At 37.1% G+C, this 24,289-nt stretch carries 22 protein-coding genes and 1 tRNA gene; 17 read left to right on the top strand and 6 right to left on the bottom strand.

Going from position 1 to position 24,289, the window contains the following annotated elements; genetic code table 11:
* Window positions 1–63: 63 nt before the first annotated feature.
* From APB85_RS04415 to APB85_RS04405, 3 genes are all read left to right on the top strand, one after another.
* Window positions 64–1,812, top strand: a complete 1,749-nt coding sequence (locus APB85_RS04415; RefSeq protein WP_057482758.1) for a RagB/SusD family nutrient uptake outer membrane protein — start codon at window positions 64–66, stop codon at window positions 1,810–1,812.
* A 32-nt stretch (window positions 1,813–1,844) separates the two neighbouring features.
* The gene (locus APB85_RS04410; protein WP_057482759.1) at window positions 1,845–3,422 is read left to right on the top strand and encodes a calcineurin-like phosphoesterase C-terminal domain-containing protein; all 1,578 of its coding nucleotides are present in this window, start codon (window positions 1,845–1,847) and stop codon (window positions 3,420–3,422) included.
* Between the two features lie 85 nt (window positions 3,423–3,507).
* Entirely contained in the window at window positions 3,508–4,425 is a 918-nt protein-coding gene (locus APB85_RS04405) for a glycerophosphodiester phosphodiesterase family protein (RefSeq protein WP_057482760.1), read from the top strand.
* A gap of 31 nt (window positions 4,426–4,456) precedes the next feature.
* On the opposite strand, the gene APB85_RS04400 is transcribed toward APB85_RS04405, so the two are convergent.
* The 3 genes from APB85_RS04400 to APB85_RS04390 all read right to left on the bottom strand — a co-directional run bounded on the left by APB85_RS04400 (window position 4,457) and on the right by APB85_RS04390 (window position 6,668).
* Window positions 4,457–5,689 carry a site-specific integrase gene (locus APB85_RS04400; protein ID WP_057482761.1) on the bottom strand — a complete coding sequence of 411 codons (1,233 nt, stop codon included), beginning with the start codon at window positions 5,687–5,689 and terminating at the stop codon, window positions 4,457–4,459.
* A gap of 238 nt (window positions 5,690–5,927) precedes the next feature.
* Window positions 5,928–6,009: transfer RNA gene (locus APB85_RS04395), tRNA-Leu, on the bottom strand.
* 167 nt (window positions 6,010–6,176) lie between these two features.
* Window positions 6,177–6,668 carry a CIA30 family protein gene (locus APB85_RS04390; RefSeq protein WP_229792210.1) on the bottom strand — a complete coding sequence of 164 codons (492 nt, stop codon included), beginning with the start codon at window positions 6,666–6,668 and terminating at the stop codon, window positions 6,177–6,179.
* Window positions 6,669–6,956: 288 nt separating this feature from the next.
* Here APB85_RS04390 and APB85_RS04385 point away from each other — a divergent pair, with 288 nt between their 5' ends.
* The 14 genes from APB85_RS04385 (at window position 6,957) to APB85_RS04320 (ending at window position 20,392) form a co-directional block, all read left to right on the top strand.
* The gene (locus APB85_RS04385; protein ID WP_057482763.1) at window positions 6,957–7,898 is read left to right on the top strand and encodes a ribose-phosphate pyrophosphokinase; all 942 of its coding nucleotides are present in this window, start codon (window positions 6,957–6,959) and stop codon (window positions 7,896–7,898) included.
* Between the two features lie 137 nt (window positions 7,899–8,035).
* A complete protein-coding gene (locus tag APB85_RS04380) occupies window positions 8,036–8,692 on the top strand; it encodes a 50S ribosomal protein L25/general stress protein Ctc (protein ID WP_057482764.1) in 657 nt (218 codons plus the stop codon).
* Window positions 8,693–8,877: 185 nt separating this feature from the next.
* On the top strand, window positions 8,878–9,507 hold the full coding sequence (gene pth, locus APB85_RS04375) for an aminoacyl-tRNA hydrolase (protein WP_057482765.1): 630 nt from the start codon (window positions 8,878–8,880) through the stop codon (window positions 9,505–9,507).
* Window positions 9,508–9,514: 7 nt separating this feature from the next.
* Window positions 9,515–10,453, top strand: coding sequence for a bifunctional riboflavin kinase/FAD synthetase (locus APB85_RS04370; RefSeq protein WP_057482992.1), 939 nt, complete (start codon window positions 9,515–9,517; stop codon window positions 10,451–10,453).
* The gene (locus APB85_RS04365) at window positions 10,443–11,762 is read left to right on the top strand and encodes an HTTM domain-containing protein (RefSeq protein ID WP_057482766.1); all 1,320 of its coding nucleotides are present in this window, start codon (window positions 10,443–10,445) and stop codon (window positions 11,760–11,762) included. The genes APB85_RS04370 and APB85_RS04365 overlap by 11 nt, the downstream gene beginning before the upstream one ends.
* 54 nt (window positions 11,763–11,816) lie before the next feature.
* Entirely contained in the window at window positions 11,817–13,088 is a 1,272-nt protein-coding gene (gene serS, locus APB85_RS04360) for a serine--tRNA ligase (protein ID WP_057482767.1), read from the top strand.
* Between the two features lie 46 nt (window positions 13,089–13,134).
* The gene (locus APB85_RS04355; protein ID WP_057482768.1) at window positions 13,135–14,925 is read left to right on the top strand and encodes a tetratricopeptide repeat protein; all 1,791 of its coding nucleotides are present in this window, start codon (window positions 13,135–13,137) and stop codon (window positions 14,923–14,925) included.
* Window positions 14,926–14,934: 9 nt separating this feature from the next.
* A complete protein-coding gene (locus APB85_RS04350; RefSeq protein WP_057482769.1) occupies window positions 14,935–15,243 on the top strand; it encodes a DUF4286 family protein in 309 nt (102 codons plus the stop codon).
* Window positions 15,244–15,246: 3 nt separating this feature from the next.
* On the top strand, window positions 15,247–16,080 hold the full coding sequence (gene rsmA / locus APB85_RS04345; RefSeq protein WP_057482770.1) for a 16S rRNA (adenine(1518)-N(6)/adenine(1519)-N(6))-dimethyltransferase RsmA: 834 nt from the start codon (window positions 15,247–15,249) through the stop codon (window positions 16,078–16,080).
* Entirely contained in the window at window positions 16,058–17,407 is a 1,350-nt protein-coding gene (gene mgtE / locus APB85_RS04340) for a magnesium transporter (protein WP_057482771.1), read from the top strand. The genes rsmA and mgtE overlap by 23 nt, the downstream gene beginning before the upstream one ends.
* Window positions 17,408–17,772: 365 nt before the next feature.
* Window positions 17,773–18,747 carry a 2-hydroxyacid dehydrogenase gene (locus APB85_RS04335; protein WP_057482772.1) on the top strand — a complete coding sequence of 325 codons (975 nt, stop codon included), beginning with the start codon at window positions 17,773–17,775 and terminating at the stop codon, window positions 18,745–18,747.
* A 192-nt stretch (window positions 18,748–18,939) separates the two neighbouring features.
* On the top strand, window positions 18,940–19,326 hold the full coding sequence (locus APB85_RS04330; protein ID WP_057482773.1) for a VOC family protein: 387 nt from the start codon (window positions 18,940–18,942) through the stop codon (window positions 19,324–19,326).
* A 153-nt stretch (window positions 19,327–19,479) separates the two neighbouring features.
* Window positions 19,480–19,965: a DUF6428 family protein gene (locus APB85_RS04325; RefSeq protein ID WP_057482774.1), complete on the top strand. Its 486-nt coding sequence runs from the start codon at window positions 19,480–19,482 to the stop codon at window positions 19,963–19,965.
* 10 nt (window positions 19,966–19,975) lie between these two features.
* A complete protein-coding gene (locus tag APB85_RS04320) occupies window positions 19,976–20,392 on the top strand; it encodes an arsenate reductase ArsC (protein ID WP_057482775.1) in 417 nt (138 codons plus the stop codon).
* A gap of 63 nt (window positions 20,393–20,455) precedes the next feature.
* Here the strand turns inward: APB85_RS04320 and APB85_RS04315 are convergent, their stop codons facing one another.
* From APB85_RS04315 to APB85_RS04305, 3 genes are all read right to left on the bottom strand, one after another.
* On the bottom strand, window positions 20,456–21,106 hold the full coding sequence (locus tag APB85_RS04315) for an SDR family oxidoreductase (RefSeq protein ID WP_057482776.1): 651 nt from the start codon (window positions 21,104–21,106) through the stop codon (window positions 20,456–20,458).
* Between the two features lie 87 nt (window positions 21,107–21,193).
* Window positions 21,194–22,996 (bottom strand): GNAT family N-acyltransferase, encoded by a 1,803-nt coding sequence (locus APB85_RS04310; protein WP_057482777.1) that lies wholly within the window; start codon window positions 22,994–22,996, stop codon window positions 21,194–21,196.
* 36 nt (window positions 22,997–23,032) lie between these two features.
* Window positions 23,033–24,283, bottom strand: coding sequence for an aspartate kinase (locus APB85_RS04305; RefSeq protein WP_057482778.1), 1,251 nt, complete (start codon window positions 24,281–24,283; stop codon window positions 23,033–23,035).
* Window positions 24,284–24,289 lie beyond the last annotated feature (6 nt).

Below are 24,289 nucleotides of genomic sequence, written 5' to 3'. Positions count from 1 at the left end.
TTTGCTTTATAAATTTTAGAAGATTGTAAAAACAGATACACTAATAGTGATAAATATAAAAAAATGAAAAAAACACGAAGAATAATTCAAGTATTGGTATTACTGATCACACCGTTTATAATTGCAGGTTGTGAGGCCGATATACTCGAACAACCACCTGGTGATGCAGTAACTGCAGAAGAATTTTTCAACACAGGTGCCGATTTAGAGGCATATACGAATGATTTGTATGCCGTTCTCCCAACAAAATCTGTGTATATAGATGATTCCGACTCAGACAATATTTTAGGGGTAAGTGCTGGTGAAAGATTAAGAGGAGCACGTATTGTCCCTACAGACAGGGGTAGCGGTGGATGGTCCTGGGGCTATCTAAGAAGGATCAACTATTTTTTAGAGAATTATGATAGGGTAGATGATCCTGGCGCCACAGCCAAATACTCCGGAATAGCGCGATTTTTTAGGGCTTACTTCTATTTCGAAAAAGTAAAGAGGTTTGGAGATGTACCATGGTATAGTGAAGTGATAAATCAGGATGATGAAGAATTATTAACTAAAGCAAGGGATTCACGAGAATTAGTAATGGATTCCATTATGGCCGATATTGATTATGCCATTGAAAATATTCCGGCTGAAAAGGAATTAAATCGTATAACAAAATATACGGCACTTATATTAAAAGCTAGAATTGCTCTTCATGAAGGAACATTTAGAAAATATCATGGCTTGGATGATTATGAAAGATTTATAGAAGAATCTTCATCTGCAGCAAAGGAATTGATGGATTCGGGCGCTTACACCCTTTATACTAGTGGCGGTGAAGAGCAGGCATATCTAGACCTGTTTGCAATGGAAAATCAGAATACCACTGAAACTATTTTAGCTGTGGATTATGAATTTGGATTAAGAACACACGATCTGGCTTATAGGATGACTGCACCAACCCAAGGAAGATGGGGGCTTACAAAAGAACTGGTCAATAGTTATTTAATGACTGACGGAACACCGTTTACCAATCAATCTGGCTATGAAACACTGAGTTTTTATGAAGAGATGCAAAATCGGGATCCCAGGTTGACACAAACTACAGCAGGACCTGATTTTGCAACCTATGGGTCGCAGGATCCTGAGCCGGTAGATTTAGACATAACCAGAACAGGCTACAGAGTGATAAAAGGATTACCTCCTAAAGGTCCGCAATGGGGTTCGGGTGGTTCATTTAATGATGTTATACTTTTCCGATATGCAGAGGCATTGTTAATTTATGCTGAGGCCAAGGCAGAAATTGGGACATTGACACAGGGCGATTTAGATATGTCAATTAATAAATTACGTGATCGTGTAGGTTTGCCACATTTGAATATGGCGGAAGCGAATGCTAATCCCGACCCTTATCAGGAAAGCCTTTATGAGAATATTGAAGGACCAAACAAAGGGGTGATCCTGGAAATTCGTCGTGAACGAAGAGTCGAGATGGTAAACGAAGGGCTGCGCTGGGATGATCTTATGAGATGGAAAGAAGGCAATAAAGTTGAAAAACCAATAAGGGGTATATATTTTTCAGAATTAGGTGCTCATGATTTTAATAATGATGGCAATTTTGATGTATATGTTCACGATGGAGATACTTCCGGGGCGCCAGATGAAGTAACTTCCACCATAAATATTAATGAAAGACCCCTTACAGAAGGTAATTCAGGAAACCTGCTTTTATTCGAGGGCGGAAGCTTCGATGAAAATAGAGATTATTATTACCCAATACCGATGGAAGATCTTGAGTTAAATGACAATTTAGAGCAAAACCCGGGTTGGTAATAAATCAGTGAATTTTTAAAATAAAAAACAGGATGATAAAATTTATAATTACAGGCATTTGCCTTTTGGGAATATTTTCCGTTTCAGCCCAAGATCTTGCTGCCGGCACCGTGTTTGAAGATATCAATCAAAATGGGAAAATGGATTCCGGGGAAAAAGGTATAGAGAAAGTAGCCTTGACCAATGGGAGAGAAGTGACACTAACTAACAGTAAAGGGAAATATGAATTACCGCTTAGTAAGGATATGATAATTTCGGTAATCAAACCTTCAGGATATCGTGTGGCAAAAAATGCTGATAATTTGCCGCAATTTTTCTATATCCATAAACCTGAAGGTTCTCCAAATCTCGAATTTCCCGGTGTTGAACCTACCGGAAAACTGCCTAAATCAATTGATTTTGCCTTAATTCCTTCCGATGAAAAAGAAGATTTTACCTCACTAGTTTTTGGGGATCCGCAGCCATATTCCCAACAGGAAGTTGATTATTTTGCAGATGGTATCGTAGCAGAGGTAGAAGGTATAGAGAATGTACCTTTCGGATTAAGTCTCGGTGATTTGGTAGGTAATGATCTTGATCTTTTTAATCCTTATATAAAAGCTGTCAAGCAGGTAGGTATTCCCTGGTATAATTTACTGGGAAACCACGATATCAATTTCGATGTGGAAAGCGATACGCTTTCTGATGAAACTTATGAAGCACATTTTGGCCCTGCCAATTATGCTTTCAACTACGGAAAGGTACATTTTCTTGTTTTAGATGATGTCTTGTATCCAGACCCTCGGGATGGTAAAGGTTATTGGGGAGGTTTTAGAGAGGACCAGTTTCAATTTATAGAAAATGACTTAAAGCATGTTCCTAAAGACCATTTAGTAGTTCTTGCTATGCATATTCCCTTAAGTGAACCAGATGGTGTGGATACTTTTAGAGATGAAGACAGGGAAAGGCTTTTTGAACTTTTAAAAGACTTTCCTAACACCCTTTCGCTTTCAGCCCATACGCATATACAACGCCAGGATTTCTTTGGAAAGGAAGAGGGATGGATGCAGGCTGAACCACACCATCATTATAATGTTGGTACAACTTCGGGTGACTGGTATACAGGAAAATTAGATGAAAATAATATTCCGATTTCAACAATGAGAGATGGAACTCCTAAAGGTTATGCGTTTTTAAATTTCAATGGAAACGAGTATAACATAGATTATAAGGTTGCGGGTAAACCAGCCAACTATCAAATGGAAGTTTTTGCGCCTAAGGTAGTTGCTAAGGGCAGAAGAACTAAAGCAGGAATTTTTGTGAATTTTTTTATGGGAACCGAGGGCGATAAAGTCCTATATAGAATTGATAATGGGGAATGGAAGGACATGCAGTATATGGAAGAATATGATCCGTCTTATGTGGAAATGGTTTATGAATGGGACCTAACCGAAGAACTAATGCCGGGTAGGAGGTCTTCTAATCCTATTAAAAGTGAACATTTGTGGCGCGGAAATATTCCTACGGATCTTGAGACCGGGAAACATACCATAGAAATAAAAGCTACTGATATGTTCGGTAAAGTACATATGGCAAGCGACAGCTATCGCATTGCAAAACCTATTAAATAGTTGAGTTTTAATTCCAGTGTTTAGTTTGTTAGGCCTGCCCACAGTTCTCTATATTTACGGGTGGGCCTTTTTTAAAGTTATGAATATGAAAATTATAAAAACGGTATTGTTTGCCTTCCTTTTGATTAGCCTGTCTTGTAAGAATAAACAGGAAGAAGGGGCGAAAATTCAGAAAAATGAAGAAGAGCTCCAGGTACAGGTGCAGGGCCATCGTGGCGATAGGGGCAATTTTCCCGAAAATACCATTCCCGCCTTTATCAGCGCGGTAAAAAAGGGCGTTGATGTTATTGAACTGGATGTGGTTATTTCTAAAGATAAAAAAGTAGTGGTGTCTCACGAGCCATTTATGCATTCACTTTATGTCCTGACCCCTTCAGGAGATAGTATTTCCATAGACAAGCAAGAAAGCTTTAATATTTACAAGATGCCTTACGATAGCATTAAAAAGTTTGATTCGGGCTCTAAAGGGAATCGATTATTTCCAAATCAGCAAAAACAAAAAACCTACAAGCCGTTACTATCGGAAGCTATAGATTCTGTAGAAACTTATATAGCAGAAAATAATTTGCAACCTGTGAGCTATAATATTGAATTAAAAAGTTCAGAAGATAAATATGGTAATTATCAACCAGCCCCGGAAGAATTCGTGAATCTTGTGATGGAAGTAATCCAAAATAAGAATATTGAGCAAAAGATGAATTTACAATCTTTTGATGTGAACATTTTAAATGAAATTCATAAAAGTTATCCTGAAGTGGAAACTGCCTATTTAATATATACTGAGGGCATTGAAAAAAATCTGGCTTTACTCGATTTCCAGCCAGAAATCTATAGCCCACATTATGAAATGGTAAAAGACACTGCTTTTGTTGATTCTATTAAAAGTATGGAAATGAAATTAATTCCGTGGACAGTAAATGAGCCCAAAGCCATTAAAAAAATGATTGAATTAAACGTAGATGGAATTATTACCGATTACCCGGAACGAATTATTGAAAATTGAAATTCGAAGTCAGTTGCTTGAAGAAAATCAGCTATTTAAGCTTTCTTTTATTTTCACTAGCCGCCATTCGGTTTTTCAAATTATTCATATCCTCGCTTAATTTTTCATCTAATACTTTTGCGTAGTGTTGAGTAATTTTTATAGATCTATGCCCAAGCATTTTGCTTACGCTTTCTATTGGTACTCCATTTGAAAGGGTTACGGTGGTGGCAAAGGTATGCCTGGCAACATGAAATGTTAGTTTTTTTTGAATTTCACATAAATCAGCTATTTCTTTTAAATAACCATTCGTTTTTTGGTTTGATAGTACCGGTAACAAAGTTCCTTTAGGATTATCAAAGTCCTCATATTTTTTAATAAGCTCTTCCGGCACTGTTAAAAGAGGAACGCTGCTTAAGGATCTGGTTTTTGTTCTTTTAAACTTTAACCATTGGCTGCCATCAATTCCTTTAATAATATTCTGTTTAGTTAGCTTTTTAATATCGGAATAAGAACACCCGGTATAACAAGAGAACAGAAATGCATCCCTAACTTGTTCCATTCTTTGAATGGTAAAAGTTTTTTCCATTATTTTAATGATTTCCTCTTTAGTCAAGAACTCTCGGTCAATAACCTGACGCTTTTGCTTGAAATTATAAAAAGGATCCTTTTCCAGCCATCCATTAGCAACTGCAATTCGAACAATTTTTTTCAAATAGGCTAAATATTTTAATGCCGAATTATGAGAATGGTTAAGTTCTGTTTTGAGGTAATACATAAAACTATTGATGAATTTAATGTCAATATCCTTTACACGAAAATCATCGGCTTTATAACTGGATGATATAAAGTTGGTTAAATGTTTTTTTGTGGTTTTGTAGCGTTGCAGTGTTCTAAAGGAATAATCTTTATCAACCAGTTTTTCCATTCGTAGGTTATGATCTTCGAAGATTTTGAGAATTCTTTTGTCATCTTTGTTTTTACCGAGAAACTCATCTTTAATGTTTACTGCTGTTATTTCTTCGCCATTTTCTAAAAATTTCTGATAAATCTCATAGATGCGATTCTTAATGATATCAAGATTCCGATTTACTTGTTTGGCTTCAGCAGAAGTACCACTCATTTTATTAGCCTTAGCGTTCCATTTTGAAAGATTAACTTTCCTCATTGTACTAGCTTCAGCTCGTTTACCTTCATATGTAATTCTGAGGTAAACCATAGCATGAGTAGCACTTTTATTCTTACTTTTTCTTACGTAAAACAATACTGAAAATAAATCTTGCATCTTTTTAGGTTTTAAAATCAAATAAATTTAGCCTAAAAAATTTAATAAGTTCATTTGTAATATGTTATTTAACAGTACTTTACGACGATTCGGGCGCACCTTTTTTAATTTGTCAAGTGCCACCGAATGAGACACTTTTAATACCTATTCAAATGATATTATTTGATATCAATAAAAAAGAAAAACCCCGTAAACAGTGCAGTTTACGGGGTTTTGATTGAATTTAATATGTTAAAAGTACTCGAGGCGGGAATCGAACCCGCACAACCGAAGTTACTGGATTTTGAATCCAGCGCGTCTACCAGTTCCGCCACTCGAGCAAGTGGACGGCAAAATTATAAAAATTTACCTACTCCGCACGTTTTTTTTTGCTTTTTTTCGAAAGGGATAAGGTGAAGGCTGAAATGAATTTTTTGAAACTATTTTACTGCTATTAAAAGCTTATTGGGAATGATTAAAGTTGCTAATTTATCGGTTTAATCAAATTTTACTTCAACTCGATCCTGTCAATTATAAGTCGGAAGTCTTCAGCCCTTTTATTTCCAATTAAAAACCGCACTTCCTGAATTTCATCTCCAGGAAAGTTAGGGATATCCAGTTTTCGGCCTCTGAAGGTTGGCGTCAATTTATTTAATGGAATCTCCACAGTTTGCCAGTCTCCTGTAGTTTTGAAAGTGTAGATATAGGAAGCTCTATCGTTTAGATTAGACTTCACCCTGAACTGATATTCCTTTCCGTCTCCTTTTATTTTAATAAATGCTTTAGTGTAATTTTTGATGTTTTTAGAAGGAAAATGGTATTGCAATGAAGCAAAACCTCCATTGTTTTCCAGGGAAACGGTACCTTTAAAAACAGCATTGCCTTCAGGACTGCGTTCCAGTTGGCTGGAAGAATTTCCTCCCATCACCACATCGTTTTCTACTTCCCAACCCGACCAGTCATTTGTAGTACTAAAGTCGAAAATGAGTAAACTGCTCATAATAAAGGGTATTAAAATTAAAGCATATTGCTGTTGAATCATTTTTTCTTTTAAAGTTAATATTTTTCTGATAATAAACCATATACGGGTTTATCCATAGCTTCCGAATATTACAACTTTAAATTTCCCGGGTATTTGCTTTAATTTTCCCCGCTTTAATCGGCTAATGCTAAAATCCTATTTTTTAACACGAAGTAGCTTGTTTTAAAGCCTGTCCAGAAAGAAATAAATTTATAAATTTGGGGCCACACAACATAATCCCAACAAACACTCAAACACAACACAAAAATGTCAGAAGCAACTACCGAAGCAAAAATTTTTTCCTGTACGCAGAGTAAGGCTTTAGCTACAAAAATAGCGGCTGCTTACGGTACCAAATTAGGAAATGTTATCACCTCTACTTATAGTGATGGAGAATTTCAGCCTTCTTTTGAAGAATCGGTTCGCGGATCTCGAGTTTTTATTATAGGATCTACCCATCCGGGATCAGATCATTTAATGGAAATGCTATTAATGCTGGACGCTGCAAAAAGAGCATCAGCCAGGCATATTACTGCCGTGCTACCGTATTTTGGTTGGGCGCGCCAGGATAGAAAGGATAAACCTAGAGTGCCAATCGCGGCAAAAATGATTGCAAGTATTCTTGAAACTGCCGGGGCAACCAGGATTATTACTATGGATTTGCACGCCGATCAAATTCAGGGATTCTTTGAGAAACCTGTAGACCATTTATTTGCTTCTACAATATTTCTTCCGCATTTAAGAAAATTAGGATTTGATAATTTAACCATTGCATCACCAGATATGGGTGGTTCTAAACGGGCATATGCTTATTCCAAAGCCCTGGAAAGCGATGTGGTTATCTGTTATAAACAAAGAGCCAAAGCCAATACGATTTCACATATGGAACTAATTGGTAATGTAGAAGGAAAAAATGTGGTCTTGGTAGATGATATGGTAGATACTGCCGGAACACTTACTAAAGCTGCTGATGTAATGATGGAGCGTGGCGCTAAAAGTGTACGCGCTATTTGCACGCACCCAGTACTTTCTGGAGAGGCTTACGAGCGAATTGAAAAATCAAAACTTCAGGAATTAATTGTTACCGATTCTATTCCTTTAAAACAAGATAGTCCTAAAATTAAGGTTGTAAGCTGTGCCAATCTTTTTGCCGATGTTATGAATAGGGTACATAACAATGAATCTATTAGTTCTAAATTTATTATGTAATCAAACCCATTATTCATAGTTAATATTCAGTTTTTTAGCTTGAATTCTCAATTATAATTTTCTTTTTAAAGAATTTTAAGTCAGGGTTTTATAGAAAGGAAAAAAGCGCTACTTTTGCAGCCTAAAATTTTTCAACAATGAAATCAATTACGATCAACGGATCTAAAAGAGAAAGCGTAGGAAAGAAAGCCACGAAGGCCCTACGTAATGCTGGACAGGTTCCTTGCGTATTATACGGGGGAGATGCCAAGCCGTTGCACTTTGCAACAGAAGAAATTTCGTTTAATAACCTTGTGTACACCCCAGATGTGCATACAGTGGAAATTAAGTTTGAAGACGGCGAGAAGTTTAACGCTATTCTTCAGGATATCCAATTCCACCCGGTTACCGATGCTATTTTGCACGTAGATTTCTACCAGATTAGTGAGGATAAACCAATCACTATGGAAATTCCTATCCATACCGAAGGTGTTGCGAGAGGGGTTAAAAATGGTGGTGTTTTACGTTACAACCTACGTCGTTTAAAAGTAAGAGGTTTGGCTAACGAATTGCCAGATTATATTACTGCAGATGTAACCAAACTTAAAATTGGTCAAAAACTTTATGTTACTGCAGTTGCAGACGAGTCTTACGAGATTCAGCATCCAGACAACACAGTAATTTGCCAGGTTAGAACTTCACGTAACATTGTTGCCCTTGAGGACGACGAAGATGAAGACGAAGTACCAGCAGATGAAGTACCATCTACTGAAACAGATGATGTTGCTGCAGTTAAAGAAGGAGAAGACAATTAATCTTTTCTTTTTTCAACAAAAATTTAAAAGCATCCCAAAGGGGGTGCTTTTTTTGTTTTAAAAGTCTTTCAAAATAAATCTTAACAAGCAACCTGGGAAGCCAGTTCAGCATTTAAATCTGGATTATCGGGTAAAAACTTTTAGTTAGATATTCTAATAATTTTATCTTTACCAAAACAATTGTTATGCTGTCTTTCTTCGGAAAAATACTCAGTAAGAAAAAGCCCCAGGAAGAAGAACAAGATCCCATGAAGAAATTTTTGATCGTAGGACTGGGAAATCCAGGTCCTAAGTATGAGAACACCCGTCACAATATTGGATTCAAAATATTAGATTATATAGCCGAAAAGGAAGAGGTGAGTTTTTCTACAGAAAAATTAGGAGATATAGCTACATTTAAGTTTAAAGGCCGAACCTTTATAATGCTAAAACCTTCAACTTATATGAATTTAAGCGGGAAGGCTGTTAACTACTGGCTTCAAAAAGAGAAAATTGAATTACAGAATTTATTGGTAATTACAGATGATTTAAATTTAGCATTCGGTACTATTCGGCTAAAAACCAAAGGTAGTGATGGTGGCCATAACGGCTTAAAAGACATTCAAAATACCTTAAACACCACAAAATACAATAGGTTTAGATTTGGAATTAGTGATGAGTTTTCTAAAGGCCAGCAGGTAGATTATGTTTTAGGAGAATGGGGAGAAGAAGAGAGAAAAGAATTGCCAGAACGTTTACAGAAATCAGCCGAATTGGTAAAATCTTTTGGCACTGCAGGCGTTTCAAATACTATGAATTCATTTAACGGAAAATAAGTTGGCCTTGAAAATACATAAAGGAGCAAATGCTTTTAAAGGTGAGAAACAAACCGTAGTCACCATCGGTACTTTTGACGGGGTTCACGCCGGGCATCAAAAAATTATAAAACGGCTGGTAGATGCCGCCAAAATTGAAAACCTTGAATCTGTTATCTTTACTTTTTTTCCGCACCCAAGAATGGTTCTGCAAAAAGAAAGCGGGTTAAAACTTATAAATACTATAGAAGAACGTACCGAAATCCTTGAAAAAACAGGGATAGATCATTTGGTGGTGCATCCTTTTACCCAACAATTTTCAAGACTTACCGCGCAAGAATTTGTTCGTGATATTCTGGTAAATCGTTTAAAAGCAAAAAAAGTAATTATTGGTTACGATCATCGTTTTGGTAGAAATCGTACCGCAGATATCAATACCTTAAAACAGTTTGGTGAAGAATATGGTTTTGATGTAGAAGAGATCACCAAACAAGAAGTAGATCAGGTCGCGGTTAGTTCTACAAAAATTAGAAATGCGCTTCTAGAAGGGCGGGTAGAAAAGGCTAATAGTTATATGCAATCTCCTTTTTGCTTAACCGGAAAGGTGGTAAAAGGCCGTGGATTGGGAAAAGAATTTAATTATCCTACCGCTAATTTAAATATTGAAGAAGATTATAAGTTAATTCCGAAAAACGGGGTGTATGTTGTGTGTTCTAAAATTAAAGGAGAACGCTTCTTTGGAATGATGAATATTGGCACCAATCCCACGGTGGGAGGAAAAGACCAAACCATAGAAACTTATTTCTTTAACCTGGACAGGGATCTTTATGGCATCGAGCTAAAAATAGAAATGCTGGTAAGGATTCGCGATGAGAAAAAATTTGATTCTGTAAATGCTTTAAAAATCGCAATGAAACAGGACGAAGCTTTTTCAAGGCAATACATTAGAGATAATTATGCTCAATAAATGGCTTTTTAAGCAAGTAGATAATTCGGCGCTTATTGCTTTCCGAATTATTTTTGGCTTGCTTATTACCATTGAAGCCGTTGGCGCAATTTTCACCGGTTGGATTCGTAGAACTCTCATTGAGCCCGACTTTACTTTTAATTTTATAGGTTTTGAATTCTTGCAACCGCTGCCGGGTAATGGAATGTTGTTTTACTACGGACTAATGGGTCTTTTTGGCATTTTTGTAATGCTGGGCTTTAAGTACCGTTTCAGTATATTTTGCTATACCATAATGTGGGCATCGGTTTACCTGATGCAAAAATCTTCCTATAACAATCATTATTATTTGCTGATGCTGTTATGCGGAATTATGTTTTTTTTGCCCGCACATCGATATCTCTCCATTGACGCCTGGAAAAACCCAGAATTTAGAAAAATTGCCATGCCGCAATGGGTCTGGCTTTTTATTGTGCTGCAATTATGGATTGTATATACCTATGCATCAGTTGCAAAGTTATACCCAGATTGGCTTGACGGTACCTTACCCGCTATGCTCATGCGCGGAAAAGCCGATTATTGGTTGGTAGGAGAAATACTTCAGCAGACCTGGGTTAGGTATGTTATTACGTATTTCGGGTTAATATTCGATTTATTAATTATTCCTGCACTTTTATGGAAACGAACAAGAATGCCGGCTTTTATCCTCGCCATTTTCTTTCATCTTTTTAATAGTTTTATTTTTCATATTGGGATCTTTCCATATTTGTCCCTGGCTTTTTGTTTGTTCTTTTTTCCTTCAGAAAAAATCAATAAATACATTCTTCGGAACAAAAAACCACATTACGATAAAGGGGAAATTATAGTGCCTTCCTATAAAAAACCACTAATTGTGGTTCTCGCGCTTTGGTTCGTTATCCAAATTGGTTTACCGCTTAGGCACTGGTTTTTTAAGGATAATGTACTCTGGACAGAAGAAGGGCATAGACTAAGCTGGCGGATGATGTTGCGTTCCCGTTCTGGAAAAACCACTTTTAAAGTGGTGGAAAAAGGAACAACCGATACCATTCACGTGAACAAAGCTCGCTATTTAACTAGAAAGCAAATGCGATCTGTAACCAGTAAGCCAGATATGATGTGGCAGTTTGCGCAGCATCTTAAGGAAGATTATGCCGAAAAAGGAAAAGACGTGCAGGTGTTTGTGAAATCTAAAATAAGCATCAACGGTCGTCCTTATGAGCCGTTTATTGATCCAAAAGTAGATCTTGCCGCCGAAAAATGGCATCATTTTAAGCATCACGACTGGATTTTACCTTCAAAATTAGACTAGAATTCTTCAGTGCTTTTCTTACATTTGCAGCTTCAAATTAGGAAATAGAAAGCTATGTTACAGGTTAATAATATCAGGGAAAATAAGCAGGAATTCATTAAGGCACTCAAAAAACGAAATTTTGAAGCCGAAAGTATTCTTGAGGAGGTATTGCAGTTAGACGAAAAACGTCGGGCAACCCAGGTGAAACTCGATGATATTTTAGCTGAATCTAACAGGCTTTCCAAAGAAATTGGGATGATGTTTAAAAATGGTGAACATCAAAAAGCCAATCTCATCAAAGAAAAAACCGGGAATCTAAAGGAAGATTCTAAAGCACTTTCAGAGGAGCTTTCTGAAACTGTAGCAAAACTGGAAACTTTGCTTTATACTATTCCTAACGTTCCCCACGAATCTGTGCCTGCAGGAACTTCCGAAGATGATAACGAAGAGATCTTTAAAGAGGGGGATGTACCTGTGCTTGCTGAAGGTTCGCTTCCACATTGGGAACTTGCCAAGAAATACGATATTATAGATTTTGAACTGGGTAATAAAGTAACCGGTGCAGGTTTCCCTGTGTATAAAGGGAAAGGCGCACGTTTACAAAGAGCTTTGATCACTTATTTTTTAGATAAAGCTATTGATGCCGGTTATACCGAATATCAATTACCCTTAATGATCAATGAAGCTTCAGGTTTAGGAACGGGACAATTACCGGATAAAGAAGGTCAAATGTATCACATCCCGGCCGATGATCTTTATATGATCCCAACTGCCGAGGTGCCTATGACGAATATGTATCGCGACCGTTTGTTAACCGATAAAGATTTTCCAATTGCATGTACCGGCTACACTCCATGTTTTAGACGGGAAGCAGGTTCTTATGGCGCCCACGTTCGCGGACTTAATCGTTTACATCAATTTGATAAAGTGGAGCTGGTAAGAATTGAAAAACCTGAAGATTCTTATGCGGCTTTAGATAATATGGTTGAGCATATTAAAGATATTCTGGCCGATCTAAAATTACCTTACCGAATTTTAAGGCTTTGTGGTGGTGATCTTGGTTTTACTTCAGCGCTTACTTACGATTTTGAGGTTTTTTCTACCGCACAAGATCGTTGGTTGGAAATTAGCTCGGTTTCAAATTTTGAAACTTTCCAGGCTAACCGACTTAAACTTCGCTATAAGAATAAGGAAGGAAAAAAGGAATTGGTGCACACACTTAATGGAAGTGCTTTGGCCCTGCCGCGTGTTCTTGCAGGAATTCTGGAGAACTATCAAACCGAAGACGGAATTAAAGTTCCTGATGTCTTGGTGCCTTACACAGGTTTCGATCTTATAGATTAAGCGGCTAAACATAATTATTCACAGGTCAAATCCTTATATTTACAGGATGCGCTCTGTCTTATTTTTTCTCGTTTTTATTTGCTCAATTTCAGGTGCCCTTGCGCAATCTGAGGTATTGGCGCGTAATTTTTTCGACCAGGGAGAATTTGAGAAAGCGCTTAAAACCTACGAGGAATTACTAGAGGAAAATCCGCAGAATACTTCCTATTTTTTCGGGGTGGTGCAAAGTCATCAGCAACTGGAGAATTTTAAAAGATCAGAAGAATTACTTCGGCAGAAATTGAATAATTCAGCAAATAATCCAACACTTTTAATAGAGTTGGGACATAATTATGAACTTCAGCAAAATACAGAAAGAGCAGAGCAATTCTATGCAGAAGCCTTAAGCGCTGTAGACGCTCGTCCTAATTACGCCTATTCCATAGCCAGAACCTTTCAGAAATATAGTTTGCTAAAATATGCTGCAGAAACCTATGAAAAGGCAATGCAGCTAAATAATGAGCTAAACTTTAATATGCAACTGGCAAGAATTTACGGGGAACAGGGTAAAACCGAACTTATGTTTGAGAATTACCTGGAACTTATAGAAGCGAATCCCGACTTTTTCCCAATCGCCAATCGAGAATTCGGCAAGTATATCTCAGCAGATGCTTCAAGTGAAGCCAATACCATTTTCAGAAGGTTATTGCTTACTAAGCTGCAAAAAAATCCCAGGTTGCTTTATAACGAAATGCTCAGCTGGCTTTTTACCCAGGAAGAGGAATTTTTAAAAGCCTTTTCGCAGGAAAAAGCTATTTATAGAAGAAGTGATAAAAGTTTACAGAGCATTTTAAACCTTGCAATTATGGCCAAGGAAGCTTCAGATTTTGAAGCTGCAACAGAAATTGTTGAATACGTAATTCAAGAAGCACCTGTAGAAAATTTGGTTTTACAAGGAAATCAGTTTTTGTTAAAAATACAGCTGAAAAATGAAAATGAGAGAAACTATGCAGAAGTAGAAAAAAGATATGCTGAACTGCTGGAGCAGTTTGGAACCGGTCTCAACACCCTGGCTTTGCAAATAGATTTTGCCAATTTTCTGGCCTTTAAACAGGATAAGCAGGAAGAAGCTATCGGCTTATTAAAAAGGCTTTCAGAGCAGGCTAATCGCGATTTTGATAAAGCGATGATTAAACTGGCGCTTGCAGATATTTTAGTGCTTCAGGAGAAATTTAACGAAGCCCTTATTTATTATTCCCAGGTTCAAAATTTGGTAAAAAACGACCAAATTTCGCAAAATGCACGTTTTAAAGTGGCTAAAACCAGCTATTATAAAGGAGATTTTAAATGGGCCAAACAGCAACTCGATATTTTAAAATCTTCTACTTCGCAACTTATCGCTAATGACGCGATGGAGCTGAGTTTGCTTATTGAAGATAATTCTATAGAAGATACCACTCAAACTGCGCTTAAAAAATATGCTCGCGCCGATTTGCTGGCTTTTCAGGAGAAAAATTTAGAAGCAATTCAACTTTTTGAAGAAATTTTAAACCTTCATAAAGGCGAAAAAATAGAAGATGAAGCTTTGCTCAAGCAAGCTCAACTATTTGAAGAAACAGGACAACCGGAAAAGGCTGAGGACAATTATCTTGCAATTATTGAGAATTTTAATGCTGATATTCTGGCTGATAACGCCCATTATTATTTAGCAGAATTATATGCAAATGAGCTGGAAAACCCTGAAAAAGCCAAAGAATATTACGAGCAAATAATCTTTAACTTTGCCGACAGTATTTATTTTGTGGAAGCCCGCAAAAAGTACCGCGCGCTTAGAGGAGATTACGAAGAAACACCTTAAAAAATCAACATGTACATATACAACGTTACCATAAATGTAGAAGAAGCTATTCACGACGAGTGGTTAAAATGGATGAAACAGGAACATATTCCCGAGATGTTGGATACCGGGAAGTTCAAAAAAGCTTTAATGACGCGTGTAATGGTCACCGAAACTATGGGTGGCATCACCTATTCTGTTCAATATACAGCTGAAAGTAAGGCTGAATTGGAGAAATATTACGAAGAGGATGCTGATAGAATGAGAGGAAAAAGTAAAGTTTTTGAAGGTAAATTCGTCGCTTTTAGAACCGAGATGCAAGTAATTAGCGAACAATAATTTATGGGGAAATACAAAAAGAAAGGTAAAACACCTCAGGCACAGGATGGTGATGTAAGAGCTAAAAAACACCTTGGCCAGCATTTTTTGACCGATGAAAGTGTGGCGCAGGACATAGCTGAAACGCTTAGCTATAAAGGCTATAATAAAGTTTTGGAAATAGGCCCGGGAATGGGCGTTTTAACCAAATATCTTCTCAAACAGGATGCTGAAGTTCACGTAATTGAAATTGATACAGAAAGTGTTACTTACCTTCAGGAGCATTACCCACAACTTGAAGATAGAATTCATCAATACGATTTTCTAAAATACGACCTGGGAACGGTTTTTCGAGATGAAGCTTTTGCGGTTATTGGAAATTTTCCTTATAATATTTCAACCCAAATTGTTTTTAAGGTTTTAGAGTTAAAACATCAAATTCCTGAATTTTCAGGAATGTTTCAAAAGGAAGTTGCTAAGCGAATTTGTGAGAAAGAAGGCAATAAAACCTACGGAATCCTCTCGGTACTGGTGCAGGCTTTTTATGAAGCCGAGTATTTGTTTACCGTGCCACCTTCAGTATTTAATCCGCCGCCAAAAGTAGATAGCGGAGTATTGCGATTAACCCGAAAGGAAGATTTTAGCCTACCTTGTGATGAAAAACTGTTTTTTAGAGTCGTAAAAACAGCATTTCAGCAGCGTAGAAAAACCTTGCGAAATAGTTTAAAAAGTTTCGATTTACCCGATAATCTAAGGGAAGATATTATATTTGGAAAACGCCCGGAACAACTAGGTTTCCGGGAATTTATCGATTTGACCCTTAAAATTCAGCCTTATGCAATTTCAAATCAGCAGTGAATTAATTGAGAAAATAAAATTTCTTGTTGCCGAAGAGAATAACGAGGAATTGTTATTGCATCTCGAAGATGTACACCACGCTGATATTGCCGAAATTATAACCGAACTTTCTCTGGAAGAAGCCACGTATGTGGTTAAACTTTTAGACAGCCAGAAAACAGCCGAAGCTTTAATGGAGCTGGAAGAAGGCGTTCGGGAGCGTATTTTAGATACCCTTTCGGCTAAAGAAATTGCCGAAGAGCTGGAAGAAATGGATACCGATGATGCTGCCGATATTATTTCTGAACTTTCTCCTGAACGCCAGCAAAACGTTATCGCAGAACTCGTAGACGAGGAACACGCCGATAATATTGTAGAGCTGCTTCGTTATGATGAAGATTCTGCCGGTGGTCTTATGGCTAAAGAGCTGGTGAAAGTACAGGAGAGCTGGAGTGTGACCGGTTGTATGACAGAGATGCGTGAGCAAGCCGAAAATGTGACCCGGGTACATTCTATCTATGTAGTTGATAGTAAAAATAAATTAAAAGGGCGACTGTCATTAAAAGATTTACTTACCGCGCCAAGTCACGCTAATATTAGCGATGTGTATATACCGCAGGTAGACTTTGTAAATGTGCATACCGAGGGCGATGAAGTAGCTAGAATTATGCAAAAGTATGACCTTGAAGCTATCCCTGTAGTAGATGAAATGGGACGCCTGGTAGGAAGAATTACTATTGATGATATTGTAGATTTTATAAAAGAAGAAGCCGAAAAAGATTACCAAATGGCTTCGGGTATCTCTGAAAATGTAGAAGCCGATGATAGTCTGTTAAGATTAACAAGAGCGCGCTTACCTTGGTTAGTGCTGGGCCTTTTTGGTGGCCTGGGCAGTGTTTATATTATGAAAGGTTTTGAAGAGGCTCTCGAACAATTCCCGATTTTATTCTTTTTTACGCCTTTAATCGCCGCGATGGCGGGAAATGTAGGTGTTCAATCCAGTGCCATAATTGTTCAGGGACTTGCGAATGATAATTTACGTGGTAGCTTATTACAGCGTTTAGTAAAGGAAGTAGGTCTTAGTTTAATAAATGGAGTCGCGTTGGGAATCCTGGTTATTTTATTTGGGTTAATTGTAGGTCAGGATCAATTGGTAAGTGTAACTATAGCTGCTTCTTTACTTTCAGTAATTATTGTTGCCGCTTTGGTGGGAACTTTTGTACCCATCATTTTAAACAAACAGGGTATTGACCCTGCCATTGCTACGGGACCTTTTATCACCACGAGTAATGATATCTTCGGAATTTTTCTCTTTTTCTATATTTCTAAATTGGTGCTTGGGTTTTAAGTTAAACCCCTTAGGTTTCTCATTACAAAAATCATTCTTTAACTTTGCCGGTTCATTATTAAAATGCCTGTAAGAAGTTTGCAGGCTACACTAATTTGAAAAACATAATCAGGCTGTCCAAAACGTTATCCTAAACTTATTTCAGGATCTAACATTATAGAAGCTGAAATAAGTTTATCTAGCTTGACGTGAAAATTTTTCATTCAGCCTTATAAAATCTCACTTAGTGAGTACAAAGATGAAACCGCCATCATTTTCATATAATTATTCCATTTTTCAACCTAATTTAATTAACGAGGAGTAGCCTTTTTTGCGCTTTCTCCCGGCGGCCGTTATTTATAAAAATAAAAACTCAATTTAGAGCAATGATTATTTTACATTCAGATACCAATCATCCAACCTTAATCAAACAATTACAAGATGCCGGGCATCAAAACATCGAAGGTTTTAGCCAGTCCCGCGAAGAAACGCTGGAGAATCAGCATTTGTACGATGGGATCGTGATTAGAAGCCGCTATACCATAGATCGGGAGTTTATTGATGCTGCTCCTAATTTAAAATTTATAGCCAGGGTAGGAGCGGGTCTTGAAAATATTGACGTGGAGTATGCCGAAGCTCACGGAATCACTTTATTTTCTGCGCCAGAAGGAAACCGAAATGCCGTTGGGGAACATACCCTGGCAATGCTACTTTCCCTTTTTAATAAACTGAATAAAGCCGATAGGGAAGTTCGGGACGGACTTTGGCACCGTGAAGAAAATAGGGGCCTTGAATTAGATGGGAAAACCGTTGGAATTGTAGGCTATGGAAATATGGGAAAAGCCTTCGCAAAAAAACTTCGCGGATTTGATGTTGAGGTAATTTGCTACGATATTAAAGAGGGTTTAGGCGATGAACACGTACGCCAGGTATCTTTAGAGGAATTTCGAGAGAAATGTGATGTAGTGAGCTTGCACACACCATGGACGCCTGAAACCGACCAAATGATCAATAAAGAATTTATTGATGCTTATAAAAAGCCATTTTGGTTTATCAATACTGCCCGAGGAAAGAATGTAATAACCGCAGATCTTGTAGATGCCTTGAAAGATGGACGTGTACTCGGTGCCGGGCTTGATGTTTTAGAATATGAAAAAGCTTCTTTTGAAAGTCTTTTTTCTAATAAAAAGAACGTTTCGCTAAGTATAGAAAATCAAATTCCAGATGCAATGCGTGAACTTATGTTCTTGAATAATGTGATTTTAAGTCCTCACGTTGCGGGTTGGACCAAGGAATCTCACGAAAGACTGGCGAGTGTAATTGCTGGAAAAATTATTGATAAATTCGGAAAAGGAGAATAGAAGTAATTTTCTTGAAAGTAGATAAAGTATAAACCTCACAGGCTTATGAGATCTGTGAGGTTTTTTTATGAGCTTTCGTAATTGCAAAAAGGGGATGGTAAGCTGAGTAATCTGAAGCTTGTTAAGTAATTGATCATACAGAGATTATTTCAACCGAATTAGCGTATTTTCATAAAAATTAATTCAGAAAATATGAATAAAAGAGTTACGGGAATAGGCGGAGTTTTCTTTAAAACGAAAGACCCAAAAGCGTTAAAAGAATGGTACAGCAAGCATCTTGGTCTAAATACAGATCAATGGGGATGCACGTTTTGGTGGCTGGACGAAAATGGGAATAAATGTTCTACGCAATGGAGCCCTTTTAAGGAAGATACCGAGCATTTTAAACCTTCAGAAAAGGATTTTATGATGAATTATCGCGTTGAAGATCTTGAAGAACTGCTGGAAACTTTAAAGGAAGAAGGAGTTGAAGTAATGGATGAAATCCAGAAAGTAGAAGAAGGGAAATTCGGTTGGATAATGGATCTGGAAGGAAATAAAATAGAACTTTGGGAGCCTAATGACAGGGCTTTTTTATAAAATTTTAGAGTTCCTCCCCTTTTCTTAAGCGGAGGTGCCGATAGGCGGAGGGGTTATTTTTATCTACACTTATTTTTCAGGAATAAAAATTGGCATTATATTTTTTATAAATTATATTAATCGTAATATTGCGATATATTAATATATAGAGCTATGAAAACTTCAGAATTATTCGATTTACTCAAATCTCACCAGGCAAAACCTTTACTTTTTGAATATGCACCTAACCTGTTGGTAGGAGCTAATTACCATATAATCGAAGTAAAACATTTAAAAATCGACTCGGTAGATTGCGGAGCCGGAACTGATGCCTGGAACGAAACCATTATTCAACTCTGGGAAAGTCCGGAAGAAATTGGGAAAACTGAATTTATGAAGGTTTCCAAAGCCCTGGCAATTCTTGATAGAGTAGGCCAAATGAAATCTTACGATATGGATGCTGAGGTGAAGTTTGAATATAGCAATGCTAACTTTCATACCGCACAATTATTTGTAACCGGTTTTGCAATTAAAAATGGCAACCTATTGATCAAGTTAGATATAAATCCAACCGATTGTAAAGCTAAGGAAGCCTGCGGTGTAGCCCAATCGGAAGAGCTGAGTGTAAATGAATGTGCTCCCGGCGGTGGCTGCTGTTAATTTATTTTTTATGAAAAACGTACTTGTACTGTGTACCGGAAATTCCTGCAGAAGCCAGATGGCACAAGGATATTTAGAGCATTTTGCCAAATCGCGTGCTAATATTTATAGCGCCGGAATTGAAACTCACGGCTTAAATAAAAAAGCGGTAGCCATTATGAAAGAAGATGGGATAGATATTTCTCATCATACCAGCAATAATGTAGACGAATATAAAGAAATGGACTTCGATTTTATTATTACCGTCTGCGATCATGCCAATGAAAACTGCCCATTTATTCCGTCGAAAAATGCGGTAAGGTTACATCATAATTTTAAAGATCCTTCAAAGGTAAAAGGTTCAGAAGAAGAAATTCAGGAAGCTTTTAGAAGCACCAGGAACCAAATAAAAGACTGGTGTGAGAAATTTGTGAATGACAATCTATAAAATAAAAAATGCTGTTTGGGAACTACCAAACAGCATTTTAATAAGTTCTATCTAAAGATATTTTTAATTATTCTGGCTTAATTCTACAAGCGCAGATTTAATAGACTCTTCACCTTCCAATGCCTGAAAAGCCATATTTTTTCCTAATGGATCGGCGAGGCACATTACTAACAAAAATGCCACATCATCACGAGATATTTCACCACGTTCATTTAGTTTTGGTGCTAATTTTACTTTAGCAAGCCCCATATCGTCGGTAAGCCTTCCTGGCTGTACAATAGTGTAAACAATTCCACTGTCTACAAGATAATCATCGGCTTCTTTTTTCGCTCTTAGATAATGCTCAAGATCGCCACCTTCTTCTGGCTTATCGGTTCCCATAGCGCTAAGCATAATAAACTTCTTTACGTTATGCTTTTTGGCTGCATCTACCATTTTTTTTGCGCCTTCCTGGTCTACTGCGGTTGTCTTTTCCGGGCCAGTACTACCACCAGAACCAGCAGCAAAAATAACACGATCTATTCCATTAAAAGCGTGGTCTATTTCGCCTTCAAGATCTGCCATTACACTTTCTACATCCATATCGTCAAAGATTTGCTTCTGCTCCTCTTTACGAATCATGGCAATGGGTTTAAAATTTTCGGTATTATTTAAAATTTCAATAACCCTTTTCCCTGTTTGTCCGGTTGAACCGGCTATTAGTATCTTTTCCATTTCTAACTTTAATTTTATCAAATTCAAGATAAGGATGAATTAAAAACCTTCATAATGAAAGCTTCAGAATAACATGAAATTAACAGCTTAATGTTTTAAATTGAACTTCTTTTCAAGCTCTTTCTGAAACTCTTCCATCACTGGTTTTACGGTACTTTCAGGTAAATCGGCGATTCTTATATACATCAGTCCGTCTACGGCGTTATTAAAAAGCGGATCTACATTAAACGCCACAACTTTTGCATTTTGTTTGATATATTTTTTGATCAACACCGGCAGCCGCATATTTTCGGGCTCAATTTCATCTATAATTTTATCGAACTTGTTTAAGTCAGCTTTACTGGCATCAAAAAGGATATCCTTATCGGCATCTTTTAGTTTTACTTTGAATTCTTTTTTCGGCTTAATATACTGTGCGATATAAGGATCGTAGTAATGCGATTTCATAAACTCGATCATTAATGACTTGGAGAAATTTGAAAATTTATTACTGATGCTTACACCGCCAATAAGATATTTATGCTCAGGGAAACGCAAAGTACAGTGCACAATGCCTTTCCAAAGTAAAAACAGCGGCATTGGTTTTTGCTGATAGTCTTTAACAATAAAGGCCCTGCCCATTTCTATAGACTGGCTCATCATTTTATGAAGCTCGGGTTCAAATTTGAAAAGTTCCTGAAGGTAAAATCCATCAATCCCGTGAGTGGCATAAATTTCATTTCCCATTCCCATTCGGTAAGCACCGGCTACTTTTTTGGCCTCATTATCCCATAAAAATAGGTGGTAATAATAATCATCAAATTTATCAAGATCGGTAGCATTGTTCGTCCCTTCGCCAATTGCTCTAAAGGTGATTTCGCGTAACCTACCCAGTTCAGCAACGATATGCGGAATCACTTCTTTTTTAGCCAGAAATACTTCATAATTTTTACTGGACAGTAAACGTTTGTCCATTTTGCGGCAATTTTCAACCTCTGTTTCCATTAAGATTTCAGCCGTTTCTCCCGCAATCTTTTTAGGGTTTTTCTGAAGTTTTAAAGTCTTTGGAATTTTATCAAATAGATTTTTCTTTTCAAAAACATTGGCTAGCATATAGGTTTTTCGACGTAAAAATGCTGTGAAAGCTTCTATATTAGAGTGTTCTAGTTGGTCTTCTACTGCAATTGGATTGCCAATGCGCACTTTAATTTTTCTCTTTTTTTGTGTGAGCATTTCACTGGGCAGTTTCGCCGTGCGCAATATATCGCTCATAGAAGCTAAGCGGTAGAAAAAAGTAGAGTTTTTGGCGTGAAAATAAATTGGGACTACTGGAACTTTGGCTTTTTGTATAAGTTTCATTGCAGCCGGTTCCCAGGCTTTGTCTACAATTATTTTTTGATCTTTATAAGTAGAAACTTCTCCTGCGGGAAACATTCCCAATGCGTGACCTTCTTTTAAATGGGAGATAGCCTCCTTAATTCCTCCTAAACTCGATTTTGCCTCTTTGTGATCTTCAAAAGGATTTACCGGCATAATATAAGGGCGCAGTGGGTCTAAACGATGAAGTAGAAAGTTTGCGATAACCTTATAATCAGGACGTTGATTGAGTAGTAATTTCATCAAGATCATTCCATCAATTCCGCCAAGTGGATGATTGGAAATTGTAATAAATGCTCCAGATTTAGGTATTCGTTTTAGGTCTTTCTCCGGAATTTCAAAATCGATTTCAAAACCTTCTAAAATCGAATCTATAAAGTCAATTCCGTTGAGGTTTTTGCGCTTTTGGTATTCTTTATTAAGCCGGGAGAGTTTTGTGGTTCTTAAAATTAGCCAACCCATAGAAGTTCCTAAAAATCCCAATTTTTCAAGGTTCATTACTTTGGCTACCTCTCTGGCACTTACAATTCCCATTTTTTGGTTGGTTTAATTAGTTGCAATAAAAAATATTCAATTGCGAGTCACAATTTGAAGGGTATTATGGGTAAGCTGCTTTAATAAAATTTCTTTGTCTTCTTCAAGACTGGCAATAGCTTCATCATTAAAGTGTCTAATGGTGAACAGTGAAACTCCTGGCACAAAACTTACCTTAAATCTTGCTTTTAAATGTTGAATAAGTTTTTCTAACTGGTTGAATTTATTGTCTACACAAACCGAAAAACTAATGGCAGAATTCTGAATTAAATCTACTTTCATTTGATACTCATGAAAAAGCCTAAAGATCTCACTGATGTTTTCTTCTACCATAAAAGAAAAATCCAGGGTAGAGAGCGATATTAAAACCAGGTCGTTCTTTACAATGAAACAGGGAATTTCAGGAAAAATTAATGCTCCTTTTCCCACTTTAGTACCTTCACTCTCCGGTTTTAAAAATGGTTTTACAAATAGCGGAATCTCTTTTTGTTGAAGAGGCTGCAATGTTTTCGGGTGAATTACCGAAGCTCCATAAAAGGCAAGTTCTATAGCTTCTTCATAGGAAATATGCTGAAGTAATTCTGGATCTTTAAATACCCGCGGATCGGCATTTAAAACCCCGGGCACATCTTTCCAGATAGTCACATTTTCGGCATTTAAGCAATAGGCGAAAATTGCCGCGGTATAATCACTACCTTCTCTCCCAAGCGTGGTAGTAAAGTTATTTGGATCTGAGCCTATAAAACCCTGGGTGATGTTTATTTTGTTTAAATTGAGGTTGCGCTGAATTGCTTCCTGGGTTTCTTCCCAGTTTACACCGGCATCCCGGTAAACACTATCGGTTTTTATAAATTCACGCGCATCAACCCAATTGGTATTTACATTTTGTGAATTCAAATATTCACTTACAATAGTGGTAGAAACCAGTTCACCGTAGCAAATTACCTGGTCGTAAACAAAATCGTATTGTTCAGATTTATTATGCTGAAGAAAATTTTTAAGCTCGGTAAAAAGTGTATTAACTTTAGTGAAAACTGACGCTTTGGTATCTTCAAAAAGTTCGTTTAAAATCTCAAAATGGGTTTCTTCAACCGCCTCGAGGCTTTTAGGAATTTCTTTTTCAAAAAGATAATCTTTAATTACAATTTCAAGCGCGTTAGTGGTTTTACCCATCGCAGAGATCACGATCACTTTAGGACCGTTCCCGGTTTTCTCTAGTACATTTTGAACATTTTTTACCCCGGCAGCATCCTTAACCGATGCGCCTCCAAACTTAAAAACCTTCATAAAATT

Source organism: Salegentibacter mishustinae (assembly GCF_002900095.1).
Taxonomy (GTDB): Bacteria; Bacteroidota; Bacteroidia; order Flavobacteriales; family Flavobacteriaceae; genus Salegentibacter; species Salegentibacter mishustinae.
Note: the sequence above shows the minus strand (reverse complement) of the source record. Positions and strands in the feature narration are given on the sequence as shown.